Raw genomic sequence first — 25357 nt, 5'->3', positions numbered from 1 at the left:
CCACTCAGACGAATTGGACAATTGTCCCCTTGAGGGGACTTTAGGGGTGTAAACGCAAAGAAAGTCAAACTAAAAGTCACCCACTTTCGTGGGCACGAAGATGAAAAACTACACTAAAATAAAAGATATTTCTAACCTTTCTGAAATCATTAAGGAGGCCATTTTATTAAAAATGAATCCTTTTGAATTTGAAGACTTAGGAAAACACAAAACCTTAGTCATGCTATTTTTCAATTCGAGTTTAAGAACACGATTAAGCACTGAAAAAGCAGCAAAAAACTTAGGTATGGAAGTGATGATTTTAAACGTGAATGACGCTTGGAATTTAGAATTTGAGGATGGCACCATTATGAACGTTAACAAATCTGAACACATTAAAGAAGCAGCGCGTGTTATTTCTCAATATGCAGATATCATTGCTGTAAGAGCATTCCCAACATTACAAGATAAAACTAAGGACGAATCGGAATACATTCTCAACAACTTTAAAAAATATGCAACAGTACCCATTGTAAATATGGAAAGTGCTACTGCGCATCCTTTACAAGCATTGGCTGATGCTATTACCATTACCGAACTTGCAGAAAAAGTAAAACCAAAAGTCGTGTTGTCTTGGGCACCACATCCAAAAGCTTTACCGCAAGCAGTTGCAAATTCGTTTGTAGAAATGATGCAAGATTTAGAAGTAGATTTAACCATCACTCATCCTGAAGGCTACGACTTAAATGAAGTAATCACTAAAGACACATCAATAAATTATAACCAAGAAGAAGCCTTAAAAGATGCTGATTTTGTCTATGTAAAAAACTGGAGTAGCTACAAAGACTATGGAAAAGTTAATAATCAAGATAAAAATTGGATGATGACAAAAGCCAAATTAGGTCACGCCAAATTCATGCATTGTTTACCTGTAAGACGAAATGTTGTGGTTGAAGATGCGGTTTTAGACAGTGAACAATCTGTGGTGATTAAGCAAGCGAATAACAGAACTTATGCAGCACAAATTGTGTTAAAACAGATTTTGGAGAATTTATAATTTATGTCAGGTCGAGCGCAGTCGAGACCTATTAACGTTAAAGACCTCTCGACTGCGCTCGAGGATACAAAAAATATATTAGACCTCTCAGGTTTAAAAAACCTAGCAGGTCTTCAACTTAAAGATACTCGCCTTCGCGAGCACGAGATGAAAACAATAAAAGTCGTAAAAATAGGAGGAAACATCATCGATAATGAAGACGCACTAGCTAACTTCATTAAAGATTTTTCAACTATTGCAGGTCCTAAAGTTTTGGTTCATGGAGGCGGAAAATTAGCCACCAAGTTAGCAACTGAAATGAATATTCCTGTAAAAATGACTGAAGGTAGACGCATTACTGATGCAGATACTTTAGATATTATCACTATGGTATACGCTGGAAAAATCAATAAAAATATAGTAGCGCAATTACAAGCTAATCAATGTAATGCTATTGGACTTTCTGGTGCAGATGGCAATACTATTGTTTCAGAAAAAAGACCTGTTAAAACCATTAATTATGGCTTTGTTGGTGATGTAAAAAAAGTAAATACAGAGGTATTAAATATATTACTAAGTAACAATGTCACACCTGTTTTTTGCGCTATAACTCATAATGAAAACGGACAATTACTAAATACAAATGCAGACACCATTGCTTCAGAATTAGCCATTGGCTTGTCGTCTATTTTCAACACCGAATTATATTATTGTTTTGAAAAAAATGGTGTTCTAGAAAGTGTAGAAGATGATGATTCTGTCATTGAAAACATCAACACAGAAAGTTATAAAGCATTAAAAGATAACCATATCATATTCGAAGGCATGTTACCAAAATTAGACAACTGTTTTCATGCTATAAATCAAAACGTTCAAAAAGTTTGTATCGGAAAATCAGACATGCTTTTCAATACCAACAACAAACATACAACCATCACAAAATGATAAAAAGACTTACCACAAAAGCCATTGACTTGTTAAAACAACTCATAGAAACACAGTCATTCTCATCAGAGGAAGACCACACAGCTTTGCTTATTGAAAATTGGTTTACATCGCATAACATACCATTTAAAAGAAACAATCACAACATTTGGGCAACCAACAAATATTTTGATGAGAGCAAACCCACCTTATTATTAAACTCACATCATGATACCGTAAAACCCAACAACGGTTACACAAAAGACCCTTTTAAGGCGATTGTTGAAGATGGTAAATTATATGGTTTAGGAAGTAATGATGCTGGTGGATGCTTGGTCTCTTTAATAGCCACCTTTACGTATTTTTATAATAAGAAAGACCTCAACTACAATTTAGTCATTGTGGCTTCTGCAGAAGAAGAAAGCAGTGGACCAAAAGGCCTGAATAGCATGTTATCTATCATTCCTAAAGTTGATGTCGCTATTGTTGGAGAACCAACACTAATGAATTTAGCCGTTGCTGAAAAAGGTTTAGTTGTTTTTGATGCTAAAGTAAAAGGAACCGCTAGCCATGCAGCACACCCTAATAATGACAATTCAATTTACAACACCATCGACGTTTTAAATTGGTTTAAAGATTATAAGTTTGAACGTAAATCACCAGTTTTAGGTGATGTAAAAATGACGGTCACCCAAATCAATGCTGGTAAGCAACACAATGCGGTTCCTGCAGAAGTTGATTTGGTCATCGATGTGCGGGTGAATGACAAATACTCAAATCAGGAAATTGCGGATATTTTAACTCAGAAATCACCTTGCTCAAGCATTACACCACGTAGCTTACGATTAAATTCGTCTTCTATTCCTATTAATCACGACTTAGTTAAAGCCGGAATTGAACTTGGAAGAGAAACTTATGGTTCGCCAACACTTTCTGACCAATCGGTTTTAACTTGTCCGTCGTTAAAATTAGGACCAGGAGATAGCACAAGGTCGCACACGGCTAATGAATTTATTTATCTAGCCGAAATTGAAGAAGGTATTGATTTGTATATTAAATTGTTAGAAAAAGTATTATAAAAAGATAATAGACCTAGCAGGTCTTAAAATTAAAACTAGATTCCTGCCTTCGCAGGAATGACAAAAACGAGGAATAAGATGAAACTTTGGGACAAAGGCTATTCTATAGATAAAAAAATAGAATTATTTACCGTCGGCAACGACAGAGAAATCGATATGCATATTGCAAAATATGATGTAGAAGCTTCACGAGCGCATGCTGTGATGTTAGAATCTATCGGAATCATAACTTCGGAAGAGTTAGAACAATTGAAATCAGGATTAAATATTTTAGCAGAATCTATCGAAGATGGTACGTTTATCATTGAAGAATCATTTGAAGATGTGCATTCTAAAATTGAACACGAACTCACCAAAACACTAGGCGATGTTGGAAAGAAAATCCACACCGCACGTTCTAGAAACGACCAAGTTTTAGTAGCCCTTCAACTCTACTACAAAGAGAATCTTGAAATCATAAACAGTAAAACAAAAACGTTTTTCGATACCCTTTTAAATTTAGCCGAAACACATAAAACACAACTTTTACCAGGTTATACGCATTTGCAAGTAGCCATGCCTTCCTCTTTTGGCTTATGGTTTTCTGCTTATGCGGAATTATTAATTGATGATGTTTACGTCTTAAATGCGGTATCAAAAATCGCAGACCAAAACCCATTAGGTTCGGCTGCTGGCTATGGCAGTTCTTTTCCTATTGATAGAGATATAACCACTAAAAAATTAGGGTTTTCTACACTAAAATATAACGTAGTTGCTGCACAATTAAGTAGAGGAAAAAGCGAACGTGCTATCGCCAGTGCTTTAGGAGGCTTATGTAATACAATGGCACGTTTTGCCATGGATATTTGCTTGTATATGAGTCAGAATTTTGGGTTTATCACATTTCCAGATGAATTAACCACAGGAAGTAGCATTATGCCGCACAAAAAAAATCCTGATGTATTCGAATTGATTCGAGGTAAGTGCAACAAAATTCAGGCTTTACATTCTGAGATGTTGTTAATCACCAATAATTTACCAAGTGGTTACCATAGAGATTTTCAATTGTTGAAAGAAAACATCATCAATGCCTTTGAAGATGTAAAAGATATTTTGGACATCTTTAATTATTCCATTCAGCAAATCATCGTGAAGGATATTGACCTCACTGATAAGAAATACCAATACCTATTCACCGTAGACAGCATTAATAATTTAGTGGTTGAAGGTATGAGCTTTAGAGAGGCTTATCAAAAAATTGGAAGCGAAGTACAAGCAGGAACTTATAAACCAGATTTAGGAAAAGAACATTCGCATATAGGTAGTATTCATAATCTGTGTTTGGATAACATTAGAGCTAAGTTTCCTAAATGATGTTAAAATTTTGAAAATGATTTTTGAATAGTGTCTTCAATTAAAAATTAATGTTACCTTTGATTCTCAAATAAGAAACAAATGACATTAAGTCAATTACATCATCATCATTTTCATACTTGCATTCAGGCGAGCAGGAATTGATATATGTAATTTAAAAATATTTCAAAACCCGTCTGAATAAATTCAGACGGGTTTTTTAGTTCTACACGTTTGGTTTATTCAGATTTAAAAAACTAAAAATGAGTAAATTAAAAATTGCTATTCAGAAAAGCGGAAGATTAAACCAAGACTCTCTAGAACTCTTAAAAGATTGTGGTATAAAAATAGACAACGGAAAAGATCAACTGAAAGTTTCAGCACGTAATTTCCCTTTAGAAGTCTTGTATTTACGAAATTCAGATATCCCACAGTATATTGAAGATGGTGTTGTAGATATCGCTATTATTGGTGAAAACATTCTGATTGAAAAACAGAAACAAGCGGAAGTCGTTGAAAAACTAGGCTTCGCCAAATGTAGAGTTTCACTAGCTGTTCCCAAGCGGATTGAAATCGATGAAGCCGCTTACTTCAATGGAAAAAAAATTGCAACCTCTTATCCTAACACACTTCAGACCTATTTAAAGAAAAACAATATTGAAGCCGACATTCATGTCATTTCTGGTTCGGTAGAAATTGCGCCAAATATTGGCTTAGCAGATGGTGTTTGTGATATCGTAAGTTCTGGAAGTACACTTTTTAAAAACGGTTTAAGAGAAACTCAAGTGATACTAAAATCCGAAGCCGTTTTAGCAAAAAATCGCAATCTTAATGCGGAAAAAGAAGCTATTTTAGAAAAGCTCATATTCAGAATTCAAGCGGTTTTAAGAGCAAAAAATTCGCGCTACGTGTTAATGAATGTACCAACTTCTAAGATTGATGAAGTCACTGCAATTCTTCCGGTTTTAAGAAGTCCAACGATACTACCTCTAGCACAAGAAGGCTGGAGTTCATTACACTCTGTAATTGAAGAAGAAAAATTTTGGAATAATATTGACGCCCTTAAAAACGCAGGAGCAGAAGGTATTTTAGTCGTTCCTATTGATAAAATGGTGCTATAATGAGAGTATATAAAAATCCAAACAAATCAGACTGGAATACGCTAGTAAAGCGTCCCATTTTAGAACAACAAGATCTTGATGATATTGTAATTGACATTCTAAAAGATGTTAAAAACAATAAGGATCAAGCCTTATTTAAATATGCTGAGAAATTTGACAAAACGAAATTAGACACTATTCAAATTGATGCTAACGAAATTGAAACTGCAAAAAATCAATTATCTCAAGATTTGAAAAATGCCATCAATTTAGCGAAGCAGAATATTGAAACATTTCATAAAAGTCAAAAAGAAAAAGAACAAATCATTGAAACCACAAAAGGAGTTAAGTGTTGGAGACGATCTGTTGGAATTGAAAAAGTAGGTTTATACATTCCTGGAGGTTCTGCTCCCCTATTTTCAACAATTTTAATGCTTGGTATTCCGGCTCAATTAGCTGGTTGTAAAGAAATTATATTATGTTCTCCACCAAATAAGGAAGGCAATATAAATCCTGCCATTTTATATACCGCAAATCTTGTTGGTATTTCAAAAATATATAAAGTTGGGGGCGCACAAGCTATTGCCGCTATGGCTTTTGGGACAGAAACTATTCCTCAAGTTTATAAAATATTTGGACCAGGAAATCAATTTGTAACTAAGGCAAAAGAATTGATTCAGCAACAGGGAATTGCTATAGATATGCCTGCTGGCCCGAGTGAGGTTCTAGTTATTGCAGATCAAACTAGCAATCCTGCTTTTGTAGCAGCAGATTTATTATCGCAGGCAGAACATGGAGCAGATAGTCAGGTGATATTAGTATCAGATGATGAAAATATGATCAATCAAACCATCGCAGAATTAGACAAACAACTTAGCCAATTACCCCGAAAAGCCATTGCATCAAAAGCCTTAAAAGTAAGTCGTGCTATTCAATTAAATTCAATAAACGAATGCATCGAATTTAGTAATTTATATGCACCTGAACATTTAATCATTGCAACTGAGAATGCTTCAGATTATATTGAACACATTACAAATGCAGGTTCGGTATTTTTAGGAAAATACAGTTGCGAAAGTGCAGGAGATTATGCAAGTGGCACCAATCACACTTTACCAACAAATGGTTTTGCCAGAAATTATAGTGGAGTATCCTTAGACAGTTTTGTAAAGAAAATCACCTTTCAGAATTTAAATACAGAAGGCTTAAAAACTATTGGTCCAGCTATTGAATTAATGGCTGAAGCCGAAGGATTAGATGCTCACAAAAATGCCGTAACATTAAGATTAAAAGCAATTAACAATGTTTAATTTAAAAACTTTAGTCCGACCAAATATTTTAGCGTTAAAACCGTATTCTAGCGCTCGCGATGAATTTAAAGGTGATGAAGGTGTATTTTTAGATGCCAACGAAAATCCGTTTGGCACTTTGAATCGCTACCCAAATTCGGATCAAAAAAACCTAAAACAAAAGCTAACAGCATATAATGGCATAGCGAACAACAATACATTTGTTGGAAATGGTAGTGACGAAATTATAGACCTTATTTATCGCATTTTTTGCAATCCAGGAAAAGATAAAGCACTCACGTTTACACCAACATTTGGCATGTATCAAGTCGCTGCAGACATCAATAATATTGAATTAATAACACTTCCGCTAAATGATGAATTTCAGATTAACAGAAATGATTTAACATCATATTTCGAAGATGAAAATCTAAAACTCATATTCATCTGCTCACCAAACAATCCTACAGGAAATTGTTTTAATAAATCAGACATTGAATTCATCTTAAAAAATTTCAAGGGTATTGTGATTATAGATGAAGCTTATGCAGATTTTAGTGATCAGCAATCTTGGCAAAATTCTTTTGAAGCCTATCCTAACCTTATCGTTATCCAAACATTTAGTAAAGCTTGGGCTTTAGCAGCGGCAAGAATCGGAATTGCATACGCTAACGACGAGATTATTCAATTGCTCAATAATGTTAAGATGCCATACAATATTAGTAAGTTAAATGAAACTGCTGCTATTGAAGCCTTAGAGAATCGAAAAGATTTTGAAGCCAATAAGCAAATCATTCTTGATGAGAAAGCGCTATTGATTCAAAAGTTGAAAAACATAGATATTGTAAAAAAAATATATCCATCTGATGCTAATTTTTTATTGGTTGAAGTTGAAGATGCTAATATATTATACAAAAACTTAGTGGAACAAAAAGTAATTACTAGAAACAGAAATAGTCTGGTAGAGAATTGTATTAGAATTACGGTTGGGAGACCTGAAGAGAATAAAAAATTAATAAAAGCACTAACAGACCTAACAGGTTTTTAAAACCTGTCAGGTCTCAAAAGACCAAATAATGAAGAAAGTACTATTCATAGACAGAGACGGCACATTAGCCATAGAACCACCAATCGATTTTCAACTCGATAGTTTAGAAAAATTAGAATTTTATCCAGGTGTTTTTCAATGGTTGTCACGAATTGCCAAAGAACTAGATTACGAATTGGTCATGGTAACCAATCAAGACGGTTTAGGAACAGATTCGTTCCCTGAAGACACCTTTTGGCCAGCACAAAATAAGATTATCCAAGCCTTTAAAAATGAAGGTGTAGAATTCTCAGAAATACTAATTGATAAAAGTTTCCCTGAAGACAATGCACCAACCAGAAAACCACGAACAGGCTTACTTAACAAATACATTCACGGCAATTACGATTTAAAAAATTCTTTTGTCATTGGCGACAGAGCAACAGATATTGAATTGGCTAAAAACCTAGGAAGTAAAGGTATTTACATGAATGAAGAAGGTACTGATTATGCTGTTTTAAATACTACATCATGGGAAGACATCTATAACTATCTCAAAGCGATTCCGAGAACCGCAACCGTTGTTAGAAAAACCAATGAAACTGATATTCAGGTTGACATTAATTTAGATGGTTCTGGAAAAAGTAATATTTCTACAGGATTAGGCTTCTTTGACCACATGTTAGAACAAATTTCAAAACATGGAAATATTGATTTGTTTGTAAAAGTTGAAGGCGATTTAGAAATAGATGAACACCACACCATTGAAGATGTTGCCATAACATTTGGTGAAGCTTTTATTGAAGCCTTAGGAAGTAAACGCGGCATTGAACGCTATGGTTTTTTATTACCTATGGACGATTGTTTAGCACAAGTTGCTATTGATTTTGGAGGAAGACCTTGGTTGGTTTGGGAACCAGAATTTAAACGCGAAATGATTGGAGAAATGCCAACAGAGATGTTTATGCACTTCTTTAAATCCTTTAGCGATGCCTCTAAATGTAATTTAAATATAAAAGCCGAAGGTGACAATGAACACCACAAAATTGAATCCATTTTTAAAGCTTTTGCAAAAGCAATAAAAATGGCTGTTTCAAAAACGAATAATTTTTCAATTCCAAGTACTAAAGGTAGTCTTTAGCAGGTGTATGTAAATTAAAAGTTGAAAAACGAAAATAATGTTAAATGCTAGGATTGTCCCCTTGAGGGGACTTTAGGGGTGTTTTATAATCAGGAAAAAAAAAGATGATTGCAATTATTAAATACAACGCAGGCAATATTCGCTCGGTTCAAAATGCCTTAAACCGTTTGGGTTATGACAGTATAATTACAGACGATAAAACCAAAATATTAAATGCTGATAAAGTCATTTTCCCGGGTGTTGGAGAAGCGAGCTCTGCAATGAAATATTTAAAAGATAAAGGCCTTGATGACGTCATTCGATCTATTGAAAAACCGATGCTTGGCATTTGTTTGGGTTTGCAATTAATGTGTGATTATAGTGAAGAAGGAGACACCGAATGTCTAGGCATTTTTAATACACAAGTAAAAAAATTTCCACCAAAAGAGAAAGTACCTCATATAGGCTGGAATAGTTTTGCTGAAGTAAAAGGTGAACTTTTTCAACATATACAAACCGAAAGCGACATGTATTATGTACATAGTTATTATGCCGAAAAAAATGAGCAGACTATTGCCGTTTGCAACTATATAAAACCATTTGCTACAGCAATACAGCACAATAATTTTTACGCCACACAATTTCACCCAGAAAAATCGGCTGATGTTGGCACACAATTATTAAAGAATTTTTTAGAGTTGTAAAAAGATAATGCAGATCTCGCAAGTTTTTAAAACTTAGCAGGTCTAATCAAGTAACAAAAAGAAGGATTAAAACAAAAACAAGGAAGTAAGGAAGAGATTCCTGCTTTCGCAGGAATTAAGATGAGAATCATACCAGCAATAGATATTATAGACGGAAAATGTGTAAGACTCACCAAAGGAGATTATAACACTAAGAAAGTTTACAACGAAAACCCTTTGGAAGTCGCTAAGGAATTTGAAGCCAATGGCATTCAATATTTACATTTAGTAGATTTAGATGGTGCCAAATCGAAGCATATTGTTAATCATAAGATATTAGAACAAATAGCTACCAAAACCAATTTAAAGGTTGATTTTGGCGGAGGATTAAAATCCAATGACGATTTAAGAATTGCTTTCGAATGTGGTGCCAATCAAATCACAGGAGGCAGCATTGCAGCCAACAATCCGGATATATTTTTAGCATGGTTAGAAACCTATGGCTCTGAAAAAATAATTTTAGGAGCGGATTGCAAAGACCGAAAAATTGCAACTAATGGCTGGTTAGAAGCTTCAGAATTAGATGTTGTTGATTTTATAAACGATTATGAATCTAAAGGCATTCAACATGTAATTTGTACAGATATCGCAAAAGATGGCATGTTACAAGGCACTTCAAACGCATTATACACCGAAATTATTTCAAAATCGAATGTAAAACTAATTGCAAGTGGAGGTGTCTCTTCTATGCAAGATTTAGAATTGGTAAATGCCATAGGTTGCGAAGGAGTAATTCTAGGAAAGGCCATTTACGAAGGCAATATAACACTTAAAGAACTTCAGAAATTATGCTAAAAAAACGAATTATACCTTGTCTTGATATCCAAGATGGCAGAACAGTTAAAGGGATTAACTTTGTTGGTATTAGAGATGCTGGCGACCCAATTGAACTCGCCAAACAATATGTAGCTCATGGTGCAGACGAGTTGGTATTTTTAGACATTACAGCAACCGTTGAAAAACGTAAAACCTTAGTAGAATTGGTGACTCATATTGCCGAAGAAATTAATATTCCGTTTACTGTAGGTGGAGGCATCAATTCTATTGAAGATGTGTCTGCAATCATTAAAGCAGGTGCAGATAAAGTGAGTGTAAATTCTTCAGCTGTTAAAAACCCAGAATTGATAACTGAAATCGCAAACGAATTTGGAAGTCAATGTGTGGTTGTTGCCATCGACACAAAATTTTTAGATGGTGAATGGATCGTATTTGTGCATGGCGGACGAACAGCAACACCATTAAAAACACTAGATTGGGTACAACAAGTTGAAGCTTTAGGAGCTGGCGAAATTTTACTTACTTCTATGAATAATGATGGTACCAAAGCTGGTTTTGCTCTTGATATTACAGAAGCAGTGAGCAAATCAGTTAACATTCCTGTAATTGCTTCTGGAGGTGCAGGAACTAAACAACATTTTAAAACCTTGTTTGAAACTACGCAAGCAAGTGCAGGATTGGCAGCCAGTATTTTTCATTATGGTGAAATACCAATTCCCGAATTAAAACAATATTTAAAAAACGAAAATATAGCAATACGATGGACATAGATTTTTCAAAAGACAACGGACTTGTCCCTGTCATTATTCAAAATAATAATACCTTACAAGTATTAATGTTAGGTTACATGAATTTGGAAGCATTCAACAAAACTAAAGCTGAAAACAAAGTCACTTTTTTTAGCAGAAGCAAAAACAGACTTTGGACCAAAGGCGAAGCATCTGGTAATTTCTTAATAGTAAAAGACATTCAAATTGACTGCGATAACGATACCATTTTAATAAAAGCAGAACCGAAAGGACCAACATGCCATACCGGAAGCACCTCTTGTTTTAAAGAAGAAACTGCCAAAGGGTTTTTATATGAATTACAGAAAACAATAAGTGAACGTATTGATACCAACGATCAGAATTCGTACACCAACAAACTCTACCAACGCGGCATTAATAAAGTCGCTCAAAAAGTAGGAGAAGAAGCTGTAGAATTAGTTATTGAAGCTAAAGATGATGATGCTGATTTATTTAAGAACGAAGCAGCCGACTTAATGTATCACTATTTAATTTTGCTGAAAGCTAAAGGGTTTACGCTTGAAGATATTGAGAGTGTATTGGAAAGCCGACAACGATAAGTCCTTTTATTTATATATTTATTGATTGAATCATCATCTAATAAAAAAATCCCGCAAGGTTTTCAAAACCTTTCTAGAACACAAAAAAAGCATCTGAAAACAGATGCTTTTAACTTCTACCCTAAAATTAGACTTACCCTTAGAAATTGATAGCAGTAGAATGATTTTATATAATTAAACTCCAACTAAATCGCCTTCTTCATTTTTAGTGGCTAAATCGGATTTACCCATTAAATAAATATCAACTTGACGAGCAGCTTCTCTACCTTCAGAAATTGCCCAAACAATTAAGGATTGTCCTCTGCGCATATCGCCAGCTGTGAATATATTTGGAATATTGGTTTGGTATTTTCCGTAGCTTGCTTTGTAATTAGAACGCACATCTCTTTCTAAACCTAGTTTATCTGCGATTGTAGATTCTGGACCTGTAAAACCAAGCGCTAATAATGCTAAATCACATTTCCATGTTTTTTCTGTACCTGCAACCTCAATCAGTTTAGGACGTTCTCCTGGAACCATTTCCCATTCTACATTCACCGTTTTTAAAGCGGTTAATTTACCTTTAGCATTTGTTACAAACTCTTTAGTGTTGATTAACCAATTACGCTCCACACCTTCTTTATGAGACGATGATGTTTTTAATTGCAACGGCCAATATGGCCAAGGTGTTGCCGGTGAACGATGTCCTGGTGGTTTTGGCATAATTTCAAAATTAACTACCGATTTTGCACCTTGACGATTCGATGTACCTATACAATCTGATCCTGTATCTCCACCTCCAATAACTATAACATTCTTGCCAGTTGCTAAAACTTGATCTTTTACTTTCTGACCGAAAACCACTTTAGTTTGTTGCGTTAGAAAGTCCATCGCTTGTACTACGCCATCAGCATCGATACCTAGTGTTGGTAAACTTCTCCTTTCAGTTGCACCGCCACAAAGTACGACAGCATCAAACTTTTTTAAATCTTCAACATCATAATTTACACCAACATTAACATTGGTTTTAAACACAATACCTTCAGCTTCCAAAATGGCTAAACGACGATCTATAATGCCTTTTTCCATTTTAAAATTTGGAATTCCGTAGCGTAATAATCCACCAATAGCATCATCACGTTCAAAAACCGTTACTGTATGACCAGCTCTATTTAATTGTTGTGCTGCAGCTAAACCTGCAGGACCAGAACCCACAATCGCAATTGTTTTTCCTGTTCTCGTTTTAGGTGGCTGCGGTTTAATCCAACCTTCTTTAAAGGCACGTTCAACAATATTTTTTTCGATATTTTCTATAGAAACAGGATCTTCTATAATACCCAAAACACATGCTTGCTCACAAGGTGCAGGACACAAACGACCTGTAAACTCTGGGAAGTTATTTGTTGAGTGCAATATCCAAGAGGCTTTTTGCCATTCGCCTTGGTGTACCATATGATTAAAATCTGGAATTAGATTACCAAGCGGACAACCACTATGACAAAATGGAATCCCACAATCCATACAACGCGACCCTTGTTCGGTCATGTCTTTATCCTTTAAAGGCACAGTAAATTCATTATAATGCTTTACACGATCCTTTACTGGCTTGTATGACTCATCTTTTCTTTCGAATTCTTTAAAACCTGTTACTTTTCCCATTTTATTCCTGCGAAGGCAGGAATCTCATCCTGCATTCTAAATTTAATTGTATTATCACTTTTATCTTCTCCCTTAGCTTACACCAATTCTTCAACCATTTGTTCTTCTGTCTCTAAACGTTTTAAAGCACGTTTGTATTCTGTTGGCATTACACGTACAAAATTTTTCAAACTTGTTTCCCAATCCGCTAATAATGCAACACCTCGTTTACTATCTGTAAATTTTACGTGCTTTTCAATTATTGTTTTTAAATCATTAGCATCTTTCTTTAGAATCTTTTCAAATTCTATGGTTTCGGTATTACATAATCCATTAACAAATTTGTTCTCTGGGTCATATACATATGCTATTCCTCCACTCATTCCTGCTGCAAAATTTCGTCCTGTTTTACCAAGAACAACCACTTTTCCACCTGTCATATATTCACAACAATGATCACCTACACCTTCTACAACAGCTGTTGCACCCGAGTTTCTTACTGCAAAACGTTCTCCTGCTATTCCATTGATATACGCTTGTCCTTCAACCGCACCAAATAAGCAAACATTACCAATAATGATATTGTCTTCTGCTTTGAAGTCTGCTTTCGTTGGTTTCTTAACAATTAACTTAGCTCCAGACAAGCCTTTTCCTAAGTAATCATTTGTATTTCCTTCTAGCTTAAACGTCAATCCATGGGCTCCAAACGCCCCAAAACTTTGTCCAGCTGAACCTTCAAAATTGATATTTAAGGTGTCTTCAGGTAATCCTAAATGTCCATAAATTTTTGAAATCTCATTACTTACAATCGCACCAACCGTTCTATTCGTATTCTTTATTGGATAAGCTAACGACATCTGCTCTTTTCGATATAATGCACGATGCGAATCTTTTAAGATTTTAAAATCCAAGACATTATCTAAATTATGTACTTGTTTCTCAGTATTCTTAACCGTCATCTTACTATAAGCTTCTGGTCGGTATAAAATAGAAGATAAATCTAAGCCCTTAGCTTTATAATGCTTGATGGCTTTATTCGCATTAATTTTATGTGTCTGACCAATCATTTCTGCCATAGATCGAAAACCTAGTTCTGCCATAATATGTCGCAATTCTTCTGCGATGTAATAGAAGAAATTAATAACGTGCTCTGGTGTCCCTTTAAAGTTTTTACGTAACTCTTTATCTTGGGTTGCAATTCCAACAGGACAAGTATTTAAATGGCATTTTCGCATCATAATACATCCTGAAGCCACTAAAGGAGCCGTTGCAAATCCGAATTCTTCTGCTCCCAATAATGCCGCAATCGCAACATCACGACCTGTTTTTAATTGACCATCACATTCAACTACAATTCGACTTCTTAAATTATTAAGTACTAAGGTTTGTTGTGCTTCTGCTAAACCTAATTCCCAAGGCAAGCCTGCATGTTTTAAAGAGGTTAAAGGTGATGCTCCTGTTCCGCCATCGTATCCTGAAATAAGTACCACATCTGCTTTTGCTTTTGCAACACCTGCAGCAATGGTACCTACTCCAACTTCTGACACTAATTTTACATTAATTCTAGCGTCACGATTTGCATTTTTTAAATCGTAAATTAATTGTGCTAAATCTTCAATTGAATAAATATCGTGATGTGGTGGCGGTGAAATTAAACCTACAAATGGTGTCGAATTCCTTGCTGCAGCTATCCATGGCAATACTTTTTCACCAGGTAACTGACCACCTTCACCAGGCTTTGCACCTTGAGCCATTTTTATTTGAATCTCTTTAGCGTTGGTTAAATAGTGAGATGTTACTCCAAAACGACCAGAAGCCACTTGTTTAATGGCAGAATTTCTGCTATCACCATTGACATCGGGTTGAAAACGTCTTCGGTCTTCTCCTCCTTCACCAGAATTAGATTTCCCTCCAATTCTATTCATCGCAATGGCTAAATTTTCATGTGCCTCTCTAGAAATAGAACCATAAGACATAGCACCTGTTTTAAATCGTTTTACAATTTCGGTCCAAGGTTCGACTTCTTCAATAGGAATTGGATCGATATTATTAAATTCAAACAACCCACGAATGGTCATTAAATTTTCCGATTGTTCGTTAATAGCTTTTGCATACACATCATAACTCGCTTGGTCACTCAATCTCACAGCTTGTTGTAATTTTGCAACGGTTGTAGGATTAAATAAATGCTTTTCACCATTACGTCTCCATCTATAATCTCCACCGATATTTAAACCCAATCGTTTATCTATTTCAATATCTGGATAAGCATATTTATAGCGTTTATCAATCTCTTTTTCGATTTCATATAACCCAATACCCTCTATTCTTGAAGCTGTATAAGGAAAATACTTTTCTACAAATTGTGAATTAAAACCTACGATTTCAAAAATCTGAGAACCTCTGTAAGAACGCAAGGTTGAGATTCCTATTTTGTTCATCACCTTCAGTATTCCTTTTCCGATAGCTTTATTGAAATTATCGACGGCTTTTTGCTCGTCCATTCCTGTAATAAAGCCTTCTTTTACTTGTGCTCTAATAATTTCGTTGACCATATAAGGATTTACAGCACTTGCACCATAACCAAATAAAGTTGCAAAATGATGTGGCTCTCTAGGTTCTGCGGATTCTATAATAATATCGAAATACGAACGCTTACGCAAACGATTCATTTGATGACTCACATAAGAACAAGCTAACAATGGTGGAATTGGTGCCATTTCTTTACTTACTCTTCTATCTGACAAGATGATAATATTTGTTTTTCGAGCTAATGCTTTTTCAATTTGGACAATAATATCATCCAAAGCATCTTCGAGTCCGTTAAGACCTTTATCTTTTTGATATAAAATTTCAATCGTTTCAGCTTTAAAACCTTCAACGGAAATATGTCGTATTTTTTCTAAATCGTCATTTGAAATTACGGGATTCTGAATTTTTAACTTTCTACATTGTCGCTCTGTAATGCTAAAAATATTTCGATCCTTACCTAAAGACAAACTAATATCGGTTACAATCTCTTCTCTAATACCGTCTAAAGGCGGATTGGTAACCTGAGCAAATAATTGCTTAAAATAGTTAGAAATCAGTTGTGGTTTATTAGACAAAACCGCTAATGGAGTATCCGTCCCCATAGATCCTAAAGCTTCTTTAGCTTTTAGAGCCATTGGTGTAATAACTTCTTGAATATCTTCAAACGTATAATTAAATAAACGTTGTCTTGTTTTTATATCTAGAGTTTCAATTGGACATGTTTCTCCAGTATACGGAATATCTTTTAAGTGCAACCTGGTCTTATCTAACCATTCTTGATAAGGTCTTTCTCTAACAATCTTACTTTTTATTTCTTCGTCATTAATAATACGACCTTGGTTCATGTCTACTAAAAACATTTTTCCAGGTTCTAAACGACCATGACTTTCTACATCCTCTGGAGCAATATCTACAACTCCAATTTCTGAAGACATAATAAGTTTTCCGCTTTTAGTTACGGTATATCTTGAAGGTCTTAAGCCATTTCTATCGAGTAATGCACCAATATAATTACCATCTGTAAACGGTACGGAAGCAGGTCCATCCCAAGGCTCCATGATACATGCATTATAGTCGTAAAATGCTTTTCGTTCTGGCGACATGGTTTTGTGTTTTTCCCATGCTTCAGGAATCATCATCATCATGACTTCAGGTAATGAACGCCCTGTGTGTGTTAACAATTCTACCACCATGTCCATAGAAGCTGAATCTGATTTTCCTGGTAAGATAATTGGGAATAATTTTTCTATTTGCGGACCAAAGACGTCACTTTTCATAATTTCTTCACGCACACGCATTCTACTAATATTTCCACGAAGGGTATTTATTTCTCCATTCTGACACATAAATCGAAATGGTTGCGCTAACTCCCAAGTAGGCATGGTATTCGTAGAAAAACGTTGGTGTACTAAAGCCAAACGTGTTACTAAATCGTCTTCTTGTAAATCTTTATAATAAGGACCTATATCTTCTGGCATTATTATACCCTTATATATCAATGTATTCATTGATAAACTAGACACATAAAAATAAGAGCTTTGCGACATCTTAGATTTTCTAACGGAATGCTCTGTGATCTTACGTGCTGCATAGAGTTTTGCTTTAAAATCTGCCTCAGAAACTTCGTTAGATTTTCCAACAAAAAGTTGTTCTATATTAGGTTCTGATGCTAAGGCGATTTCACCTAATTGTGTGGAATCTACAGGCACTTCTCTCCATCCAATTACAGAGAGTCCTTGAGCTATAATTTCTTTCTCAAAAGTATCCTTGCAAAACTTATATTGATTTCTGTTTTTTGGCAAGAAAACCATACCTACAGCATACTTCCCTTTTACTGGCACTTTAAACCCACAAACACGCTTAAAATAAGCATGAGGAATATCTATCAAAAGACCTGCTCCATCACCTGTTTTTCCATCAGCACTTACACCTCCTCGATGCTCTAGTTTTACCAGTATTTCTAAGGCGTCATGTATAATTTGATTTGTCTTCTCTCCCTTTAGATTACAGATGAATCCAGCACCACAATTTTCGTGTTCAAATTCTGGTAAATAAAGTCCTTGCTTCTTAAACATAATTCAGAAAAATTTTAAAGGTTTTTACCCCTTATTACATCTCTAATATAGAAGCTATAATTCGATTAAAAAAAAAGTAGAAACACTTTTCAAGAATTCACAATAAGCCTTAAAATGATTGCGGTAAATCTAATTAACACGACATCTGAATGCTAAATCAATAATAACAAATCATCAACAAAAATCCTAATACAATAAGAAAACAATTTAAAAACAAATAAAACATTAAAAATAAATCACAAAAACACGCTTTTTAATGAAAAATAAAAAAACCTCAATTATTGATATAACAAAAATATAGCTTAAATTAATTTTAACCCCAAAATTAATAGGGTTAAAAATTATAATTTCATAAAAATTAACTTTTTACCCCTCATTTTAATAGGGTATACACAAAGATTATATAGATTTGAAACGAACTAACTATATTAAATTCATCATTATGAAAAAAATTTTCACTCTAACACTACTTGCGATGTCAGTAGTTTTAACTGCTCAAGAAACAGAAGAGACTAAAGAAAAGTCTTTTACAGTAAGCGGAAGTGTTGACGCTTATTTTCAAACTTATATATCTGCACCTGACGACGTTGGGGCGTCTTTTGGCACTGCTTTCGCAGATCAAACAGGTTTTGCCTTAGGCATGGGAAACATCATCGCTAGCTACGAAAGTGGTAAAGTAGGTGCTGTTCTTGATTTAGTTACAGGACCAAGAGGTGCTGCAGCAACTTTTAATAGTGATATTGTTGATGGCATCGTCAACCAAGCATACGTTTACTGGAATGTTTCTGAGAACACCACTTTAACCATGGGACGTTTTAATACATATTTAGGCTATGAAGTTATTGCACCTGCAGCCAACTTCAACTACAGCACATCTTATTTATTTTCTAGCGGACCTTTCTCTCATATGGGATTAAAAGCAGATTTCGCTTTATCTGATGATTTTAGCTTAATGTTAGCCGTTATGAATCCTTGGGATACTAACAACACTTCTACAACTGGCGAATATTCTTTTGGCGCTCAATTAGGATACAAAGGACAATACTTAAACCTATATTATGATAGCGGTGCTAATTCTGGCTTAGGATTTGAAGTCGATTATACTGGCGGATTTGATGTATCTGACAATTTTTTCTTAGGAATCAATGCGGCTTACCAAACCACTTCTTATGTTTTTGATGATAATGGAGATGTATTAAATGATGATTTTAAAAACGGATTCTATGGAGCTGCTTTATATCCACAGTACACATTATCTGAAGATTTTGCTCTTGGCTTAAGAGGCGAGTTTTTTGGATACCATGCTGAAGAAGGGGAAGATTTACCAAGCGTAATCGGCGCAACCTTAACAGGTAGCTATACCGTAGATAGCAACTTAATCATTAAACCTGAGTTTAGATTAGATTCTTTAACTGATGCAGATGGAGGTATTTACGGTAATGTTGTAGACAATGATGGCTTAGCAGCTAGCAGTCTAAGTGCTTTTACTTTAGCAGCTATTTACACATTCTAAATCACAACACTAACTAATTTCTATTATTATGATATATAATTTTTTAACAATACTACCAACTCTAGCGGCAGTGCAAGATGCCGCAGAACCTACCGAAGTCGAAGCCGCTGTTGCCGCTATAAACGGAGATATGGGAATGCTTTGGATGCTGATTTCTGCCATACTCGTATTCTTTATGCAAGCTGGATTTACGCTAGTTGAAACTGGAATGACTCGCTCCAAGAATGCCGCCAATATTGCAATGAAAAATTTACTTGACATTTGCGTTGGCTCATTAACCTACTGGTTTATTGGTTATTCTTTAATGTACGGAGACACATCTAACGGATGGTTTTTCTGGAGCGGCATAATGCAAGGTGAAGGAGCTGACTTATTATTCCAAACTATGTTTGCCGCTACAGCCGCAACCATTGTATCAGGAGCAATTGCAGGCAGAACAAAATACTCTACTTATGCTATATTTTCAATCGTAATGACTGCCTTAATCTACCCTATTGCTGGAGGATGGCAATGGCAAGGATCTGGTTGGTTAACCGAACTCGGATTTATTGACTTTGCAGGATCTTCAATTGTACACTCTGTTGGAGGATGGGCCGCTTTAGTTGCCGCCTATATGGTAGGACCAAGAATAGGAAAATACATAGATGGAAAAGTAATGCCAATTCCAGGCCACAACCAAGTACTTGCAACTTTAGGTGTTTTTATTTTATGGTTAGGATGGTTCGGATTTAACGGTGGTTCTCAACTTGCTTGGGGAGGCGCAGATTCTATCGCAGCTTCTAATGTTGTTTTAATAACAAATTTAGCAGCAGCTGCAGGTGGTTTAGGAGCACTAATAACGACATGGATCTGGTACGGAAAACCAAATCTACCACAAACTTTAAACGGAGCTTTAGCTGGTTTAGTAAGTATTACTGCTGGCTGCGGAAACATGTCGACATTAGGTGCCATTTTAGCTGGACTAATTGGTGGTATCATCGTTGTATTCTCTATAGAGATTATAGAGAAGAAACTTAAAATTGATGATGCTATTGGTGCAGCCTCTGTTCATGGTGTTGCCGGAGTTTGGGGAACACTTGTTATTGGCCTTTGGGGAATCGATGGCGAAACAGGAATAGGCCTATTTAATGGTGGTGGATTTTCACAATTAGGAGTTCAAGCAACTGGTGCTTTAGCTTACGGCGTATGGGCAGTTGTCCTATCATTCATTATTCTAAAAATATTAAAATCTACAATGGGTCTTCGTGTTAGTGAAGAAGAAGAACTTGTTGGACTTGACCTTTCCGAACATGGTGAAATTGCTTATCCAGGAAAAAGAGAACGCTAATCAACTTGCTGTATTCTTTCACATAAGTTTTAATTTAGTTGTTAGAATGAAAACCCTCGAAGCCTAATCTTCGGGGGTTTTTGCTTTAATGCAGTTTTGTATAATTGCATAAAAAATCCTCAGAAGTTTAACACCTCTGAGGATTTATAATATTCTAAACTAGTTGTTTTTTTTTATGCTGAATTACGACTCGCGTTTATATTACCAAATAAAGATCTAGTTACCATCTTCTCAAAGATTTTAATCTGCTCTTCATCTCGTACCTCAGCTTTTTCAAGCTCTTGAATTTTCTTTAAAGCATATTGCTGAATCGTTAATAACGGTAACACAATAGATTCTCTTACGGCAATTGATGCTTTTCCAGAAGGCTCTTCTTGCATCAATTCCTTATAACCCGTAAGTTTTAAAATTAAACGTTTTGAAACTTCATATTCTTTATAAATTACATTCCAAAATTCACCGTATTCTTCATCCTCAGACATATAACGTGTTAAGTCGAAAAAAGACTTAGACAGAGACATCATACTATTTTCAATTAAAGTTTTGAAGAACGCAGATGTTTTAAACAAATGCTGTGCTTTATCAAACTCACCAATATCTTCATAATGTTTCAACGCTGTACCCACACCAAAAAAGCCTGGCACATTTTGCTTCAATTGACTCCAAGATCCAACAAATGGAATGGCTCTTAAATCTTCAAAAACTAAACCTTCAGATTTACCTCGTTTCGAAGGACGACTACCAATATTAGTTTTAGCATAATATTTTAGCGTGCTCATGTGCTCTAAATACGAGATGAATTTAGGATGCGCTTTAAAATTCACATACGCCTCATAACTACGATTCGCCAAGTCCGTCATAACCTCTCTGTTTTCTGGCTGCATACTTAAATCGGCATCACTTAAACTGTTACCAATACCAGAACTAATCAACTGCTCTAAATTATATTGCGCAGATTCTAAAGTTCCAAAATTAGAACTTATCGTCTGACCTTGTATTGTTAATTGTACTTCTTCATCTTCTATTGTCGGACCTAAAGACGCATAAAAATTATGTGTTTTTCCGCCACCACGTGCCGGCGGCCCACCACGTCCATCAAAGAAAATTACTTTGATACCATGTTCTCTAGATACTCTGGTTAAATTTTCCTTAGCTTGATAAATAGCCCAGTTTGCCATTAAATAACCACCATCTTTAGTACCATCACTAAAACCAAGCATAATGGTTTGCCTATTACCTCTTGCTTTTAAATGCTTCGCATAATCAGGATTAGAATATAATTCCTCCATTACTTTTGGAGCATTCTCTAAATCGGTAATAGTTTCAAATAATGGTCCAATATCCACTGTTAAATCGTCTTGGAATGCCACTAATTTTAACATCGCAAACAATTGCATGACATGCAAAGTCGATTGGTTATTACTAATTATATAACGGTTTGCAGCTTGCTCTCCATTGGTTTCTTGAATGGTTTTTATAGCTTTAATAGTCTCTAAAGCCATTAAAGTTTCTTCATCTTTTATTAGAGATAAATCTACAGACCCTTCAACTTTAGATAAAATTTGAATTTGTTCATGTTCTGGTAAGTCGTGATAATTTTTTGGAAAAATAGCACTACCGCTCTCAAGCAACGCATTTACCATATCATTAAAAAACTGCTCGTGTTTTCGGCTGTCTTGTCTGATATCTAAATTCGCAAAATGAAATCCGAATAAATGAGTTTTATTAATCAAACTATTCAGCTCATCAACATATAAAGACTGATGCTTATCGATAATAATTTGCTTCACCGCTTTTAATTCTGAAACAAAAGTCTTCAACGTTAAATCAGAAGCTTCATTTGTAATAATACCATAAAGCTCACGCTCTAAATTACCCATACGATCTTCGACTCCTTGAAACGTTAACTTCCGCTTTAATTGTCTTACATTTCTATAATAATTTTTAATAATTGAAAGTCGCAATCTATCGGCAACCTTCAGCGTAATTTCTGGTGTTACAAAAGGATTTCCATCTCTATCACCTCCTGGCCAAAAACCTATATTAATAATGTTGTTTTCTATTTGTTCACCATCGAATATATTCTGTTGAATGTAATCGTATATACCTCCAAAGGACTTATAAAATACATTCTCTAAATACCATATTAAACTCACAGCTTCATCAAATGGAGATGGTTTTTCGTGTTTAAAAAATGGTGTTTTTCCTAATTGCGCTAACAAATCATTAATTCGTAATAAATCATTTTCACGTATAGCTTCCGTTAAATCGGTAATAATTCCTAAAACAGAACCAGGATAAAACTGTGTTGGGTGAGCCGTTAGCACAATCCTAACTTTAAACTCTTCTAAATATTTCTGAAGTGTCTCTAACTTATTATCCGCAGAAACAGTTTCTTTCAAACTTCGCAAAGTTCCAATACCATCCATATTATTTACAATAGGAAAAGCAGCGTCTTCAATAGCATCGAACAAAACGACCTGTCTTTCGATATATTGAATAAATCGAAACAACAGATTCACCTGACTCTCAGAAGAACGTCTGGCTTGGTATTTTTTAAAAAAGGTATTAACGATTGTTGTAGGATCTTCTTTATTTTCAAATCCTTTATGGCAAGTTTCGTGAAACAAAGGCAAAAGCGCTCCTGTTTTTGTAACCGCATCAAAAGGTAAAGTCATAAATATACTATTGTATATCTGATACTTAGACAATACATTTTGATTAAATCGTGTTAATTTTGGTTGTATGGACATTATCTTAAATTATATTATTGTAGACTGCCCTAAATGGATATTCTTAAAATTGAGATTAGTATCTTTTGGATTGTAAATAAAATCTTCAACAAAGTCACCAACATTAGAGGTCGTCACTGTATTTACCACCGAATTTATATCTGGTGTTGTAATGTTTAATTTTAACGATTTTTCTACAGCTAACCTAATTAATTCGGCTTCATTATGTAATTCAAAATGACTCAACAACATAGCAGCAGATAAAATTGACGCAATCGGATTCGCAATACCTTTATTGGCCGCTTGAGGGTATGAGCCATGAATAGGTTCAAACATCGCATATTTATCTCCAACTGAGGCAGACGCTAACAATCCTATAGAGCCTCCGATAACACTAGCTTCATCACTAATAATATCACCAAACATATTCTCTGTTAAAATCACATCAAACTGTTTTGGGTTTAAAATCATTTGCATTGCTGCATTATCTACAAATAAAAAGTCGAGTGCAACATCTGGATATTGCTCCGCAACCTCTTTTACTACACGTCTCCAAAGTCGAGATGTTTCTAACACATTAGCCTTATCTACCAAAGTCACTTTATGATTTCTATGTTCAGCAGCAACAAATGCTAAATGTGCAATACGTTCTATTTCTTCACGTGAATAACTACATAAATCTGAAGCATAATCACCATCTTTTGACGTCTGTTTTTCACCAAAATAAATACCACCAGTCAATTCTCTATAAATAGAAATATCTGTTCCCTGAATGATATGCTTCTTTAAAGGAGATTTATCTAGCAATGTTTTATAAGCTTTTACAGGCCTAATATTAGCATACAATCCCAACTCTTTGCGCAATTTCAGCAAACCTTGTTCTGGTCGTACTTTTGCAGAAGGATTATTATCATATTTAGGATCACCAATAGCTCCAAATAAAATGGCATCACTTTTTTTACAAAGTTCTAATGTTTTTTCTGGCAAAGCATCATTATGCTTATCAATGGCAACAGCACCAACATCGGCTGTTGTAAATTTAAAATTGTGATTAAACTCTGAAGCAATCGCCTTCAAAGCTTTTACAGCTTGATTCGTTACTTCCGGACCAATACCATCACCTGGTAAAATTGCTATATTTAATTTCATCGAAGAAAAATCAATTCCCGAATTAACGAAAATCTTATTTTAGTTATTAATATATTTTTTGAGCTTCAAAAGCTTCAATTTGTTCTTTATTATTAATCAAATAGTCAATATCATCATAACCATTGATCATACATGTTTTCTTGTAGGCATCGATTTCAAAATTTTCGGATAATTCTGAATCTTTTACTGAGATGGTCTGTTTTTCGAGATCAACCACTAATTCTGTCTCTGGATTGGACACTATTTTCTGCATTAAGTCACTCAAAAAAGCTGGCGAAACCTGTACTGGCAACAAGCCATTATTTAAGGCATTTCCTTTAAATATATCAGCAAAAAAACTAGACACCACAACTTTAAATCCAAAATCTGTTATGGCCCAAGCAGCATGTTCTCTACTGGATCCGCAGCCAAAATTATCTCCGGCAACTAAAATACTTCCTGAGTATTTTGAATCATTTAACACAAAATCCGTATTAATTGTTCCGTCTTTGTGATATCTCCAATCTCTAAATACATTGTTTCCAAATCCTTCTCTATCTGTCGCTTTTAAAAAACGAGCAGGTATAATTTGATCCGTATCTACATTCTCTATATGTAATGGAATGGCTCTTGATTGTAATGTTGTAAACTTTTCCATAGTAACGCCCACGAAAGTGGG

At 34.9% G+C, this 25357-nt stretch carries 19 protein-coding genes; 14 read left to right on the top strand and 5 right to left on the bottom strand.

Annotated features, from left to right (window positions below):
• The first annotated feature begins 100 nt into the window (after positions 1-100).
• The 12 genes from KO504_RS12110 (at position 101) to hisIE (ending at position 11754) form a co-directional block, all read left to right on the top strand.
• Positions 101-1036 carry an acetylornithine carbamoyltransferase gene (locus KO504_RS12110; RefSeq protein WP_215927182.1) on the top strand — a complete coding sequence of 312 codons (936 nt, stop codon included), beginning with the start codon at positions 101-103 and terminating at the stop codon, positions 1034-1036.
• A 147-nt stretch (positions 1037-1183) separates the two neighbouring features.
• Positions 1184-1960, top strand: coding sequence for an acetylglutamate kinase (gene argB, locus KO504_RS12105; protein ID WP_215927439.1), 777 nt, complete (start codon positions 1184-1186; stop codon positions 1958-1960).
• On the top strand, positions 1957-3018 hold the full coding sequence (locus tag KO504_RS12100) for a M20 family metallo-hydrolase (RefSeq protein ID WP_215927180.1): 1062 nt from the start codon (positions 1957-1959) through the stop codon (positions 3016-3018). Before argB ends, KO504_RS12100 begins: the two co-directional genes overlap by 4 nt.
• A 78-nt stretch (positions 3019-3096) precedes the next feature.
• Complete coding sequence (argH, locus tag KO504_RS12095) at positions 3097-4371, top strand: argininosuccinate lyase (protein WP_215927178.1); 1275 nt, start codon at positions 3097-3099, stop codon at positions 4369-4371.
• Positions 4372-4613: 242 nt separating this feature from the next.
• Positions 4614-5471: an ATP phosphoribosyltransferase gene (gene hisG / locus KO504_RS12090; RefSeq protein WP_215927176.1), complete on the top strand. Its 858-nt coding sequence runs from the start codon at positions 4614-4616 to the stop codon at positions 5469-5471.
• On the top strand, positions 5471-6760 hold the full coding sequence (gene hisD, locus KO504_RS12085; protein ID WP_215927174.1) for a histidinol dehydrogenase: 1290 nt from the start codon (positions 5471-5473) through the stop codon (positions 6758-6760). Before hisG ends, hisD begins: the two co-directional genes overlap by 1 nt.
• Positions 6753-7787 (top strand): histidinol-phosphate transaminase, encoded by a 1035-nt coding sequence (gene hisC / locus KO504_RS12080; RefSeq protein ID WP_215927172.1) that lies wholly within the window; start codon positions 6753-6755, stop codon positions 7785-7787. The genes hisD and hisC overlap by 8 nt, the downstream gene beginning before the upstream one ends.
• A gap of 28 nt (positions 7788-7815) precedes the next feature.
• Complete coding sequence (hisB, locus tag KO504_RS12075) at positions 7816-8907, top strand: bifunctional histidinol-phosphatase/imidazoleglycerol-phosphate dehydratase HisB (RefSeq protein WP_215927170.1); 1092 nt, start codon at positions 7816-7818, stop codon at positions 8905-8907.
• Positions 8908-9011: 104 nt separating this feature from the next.
• Positions 9012-9590, top strand: coding sequence for an imidazole glycerol phosphate synthase subunit HisH (hisH, locus tag KO504_RS12070; RefSeq protein WP_215927168.1), 579 nt, complete (start codon positions 9012-9014; stop codon positions 9588-9590).
• A 120-nt stretch (positions 9591-9710) separates the two neighbouring features.
• On the top strand, positions 9711-10424 hold the full coding sequence (hisA, locus tag KO504_RS12065; RefSeq protein ID WP_215927166.1) for a 1-(5-phosphoribosyl)-5-[(5-phosphoribosylamino)methylideneamino]imidazole-4-carboxamide isomerase: 714 nt from the start codon (positions 9711-9713) through the stop codon (positions 10422-10424).
• Positions 10418-11176 (top strand): imidazole glycerol phosphate synthase subunit HisF, encoded by a 759-nt coding sequence (hisF, locus tag KO504_RS12060; protein WP_215927164.1) that lies wholly within the window; start codon positions 10418-10420, stop codon positions 11174-11176. The genes hisA and hisF overlap by 7 nt, the downstream gene beginning before the upstream one ends.
• Positions 11167-11754: a bifunctional phosphoribosyl-AMP cyclohydrolase/phosphoribosyl-ATP diphosphatase HisIE gene (gene hisIE / locus KO504_RS12055; RefSeq protein ID WP_215927162.1), complete on the top strand. Its 588-nt coding sequence runs from the start codon at positions 11167-11169 to the stop codon at positions 11752-11754. The genes hisF and hisIE overlap by 10 nt, the downstream gene beginning before the upstream one ends.
• Before the next feature lie 174 nt (positions 11755-11928).
• Here hisIE and KO504_RS12050 read toward each other — a convergent pair whose 3' ends face one another.
• A complete protein-coding gene (locus tag KO504_RS12050) occupies positions 11929-13392 on the bottom strand; it encodes a glutamate synthase subunit beta (RefSeq protein WP_215927160.1) in 1464 nt (487 codons plus the stop codon).
• Positions 13393-13469: 77 nt separating this feature from the next.
• Entirely contained in the window at positions 13470-17978 is a 4509-nt protein-coding gene (gene gltB / locus KO504_RS12045) for a glutamate synthase large subunit (protein ID WP_215927158.1), read from the bottom strand.
• Between the two features lie 442 nt (positions 17979-18420).
• Between gltB and KO504_RS12040 the strand changes: the two genes are divergently transcribed.
• Both KO504_RS12040 and KO504_RS12035 read left to right on the top strand, forming a co-directional pair.
• Complete coding sequence (locus KO504_RS12040; RefSeq protein WP_215927156.1) at positions 18421-19491, top strand: outer membrane beta-barrel protein; 1071 nt, start codon at positions 18421-18423, stop codon at positions 19489-19491.
• Positions 19492-19522: 31 nt separating this feature from the next.
• Positions 19523-20818 (top strand): ammonium transporter, encoded by a 1296-nt coding sequence (locus KO504_RS12035; protein ID WP_436840199.1) that lies wholly within the window; start codon positions 19523-19525, stop codon positions 20816-20818.
• Positions 20819-20991: 173 nt separating this feature from the next.
• Here the strand turns inward: KO504_RS12035 and KO504_RS12030 are convergent, their stop codons facing one another.
• From KO504_RS12030 to leuD, 3 genes are read right to left on the bottom strand one after another with little or no spacing between them, the layout of a single operon-like run.
• Positions 20992-23571: a phosphoenolpyruvate carboxylase gene (locus KO504_RS12030; protein WP_215927153.1), complete on the bottom strand. Its 2580-nt coding sequence runs from the start codon at positions 23569-23571 to the stop codon at positions 20992-20994.
• A gap of 9 nt (positions 23572-23580) precedes the next feature.
• A complete protein-coding gene (gene leuB / locus KO504_RS12025) occupies positions 23581-24699 on the bottom strand; it encodes a 3-isopropylmalate dehydrogenase (protein ID WP_215927151.1) in 1119 nt (372 codons plus the stop codon).
• A gap of 46 nt (positions 24700-24745) precedes the next feature.
• Positions 24746-25336: a 3-isopropylmalate dehydratase small subunit gene (gene leuD, locus KO504_RS12020; protein ID WP_215927149.1), complete on the bottom strand. Its 591-nt coding sequence runs from the start codon at positions 25334-25336 to the stop codon at positions 24746-24748.
• Positions 25337-25357: the final 21 nt, after the last annotated feature.

Source organism: Winogradskyella psychrotolerans, assembly GCF_018860565.1.
GTDB lineage: Bacteria > Bacteroidota > Bacteroidia > Flavobacteriales > Flavobacteriaceae > Winogradskyella > Winogradskyella damuponensis.
The sequence above is the reverse complement of the archived record's forward strand: the minus strand, read 5'-3'. Positions and strand labels throughout refer to the sequence as shown.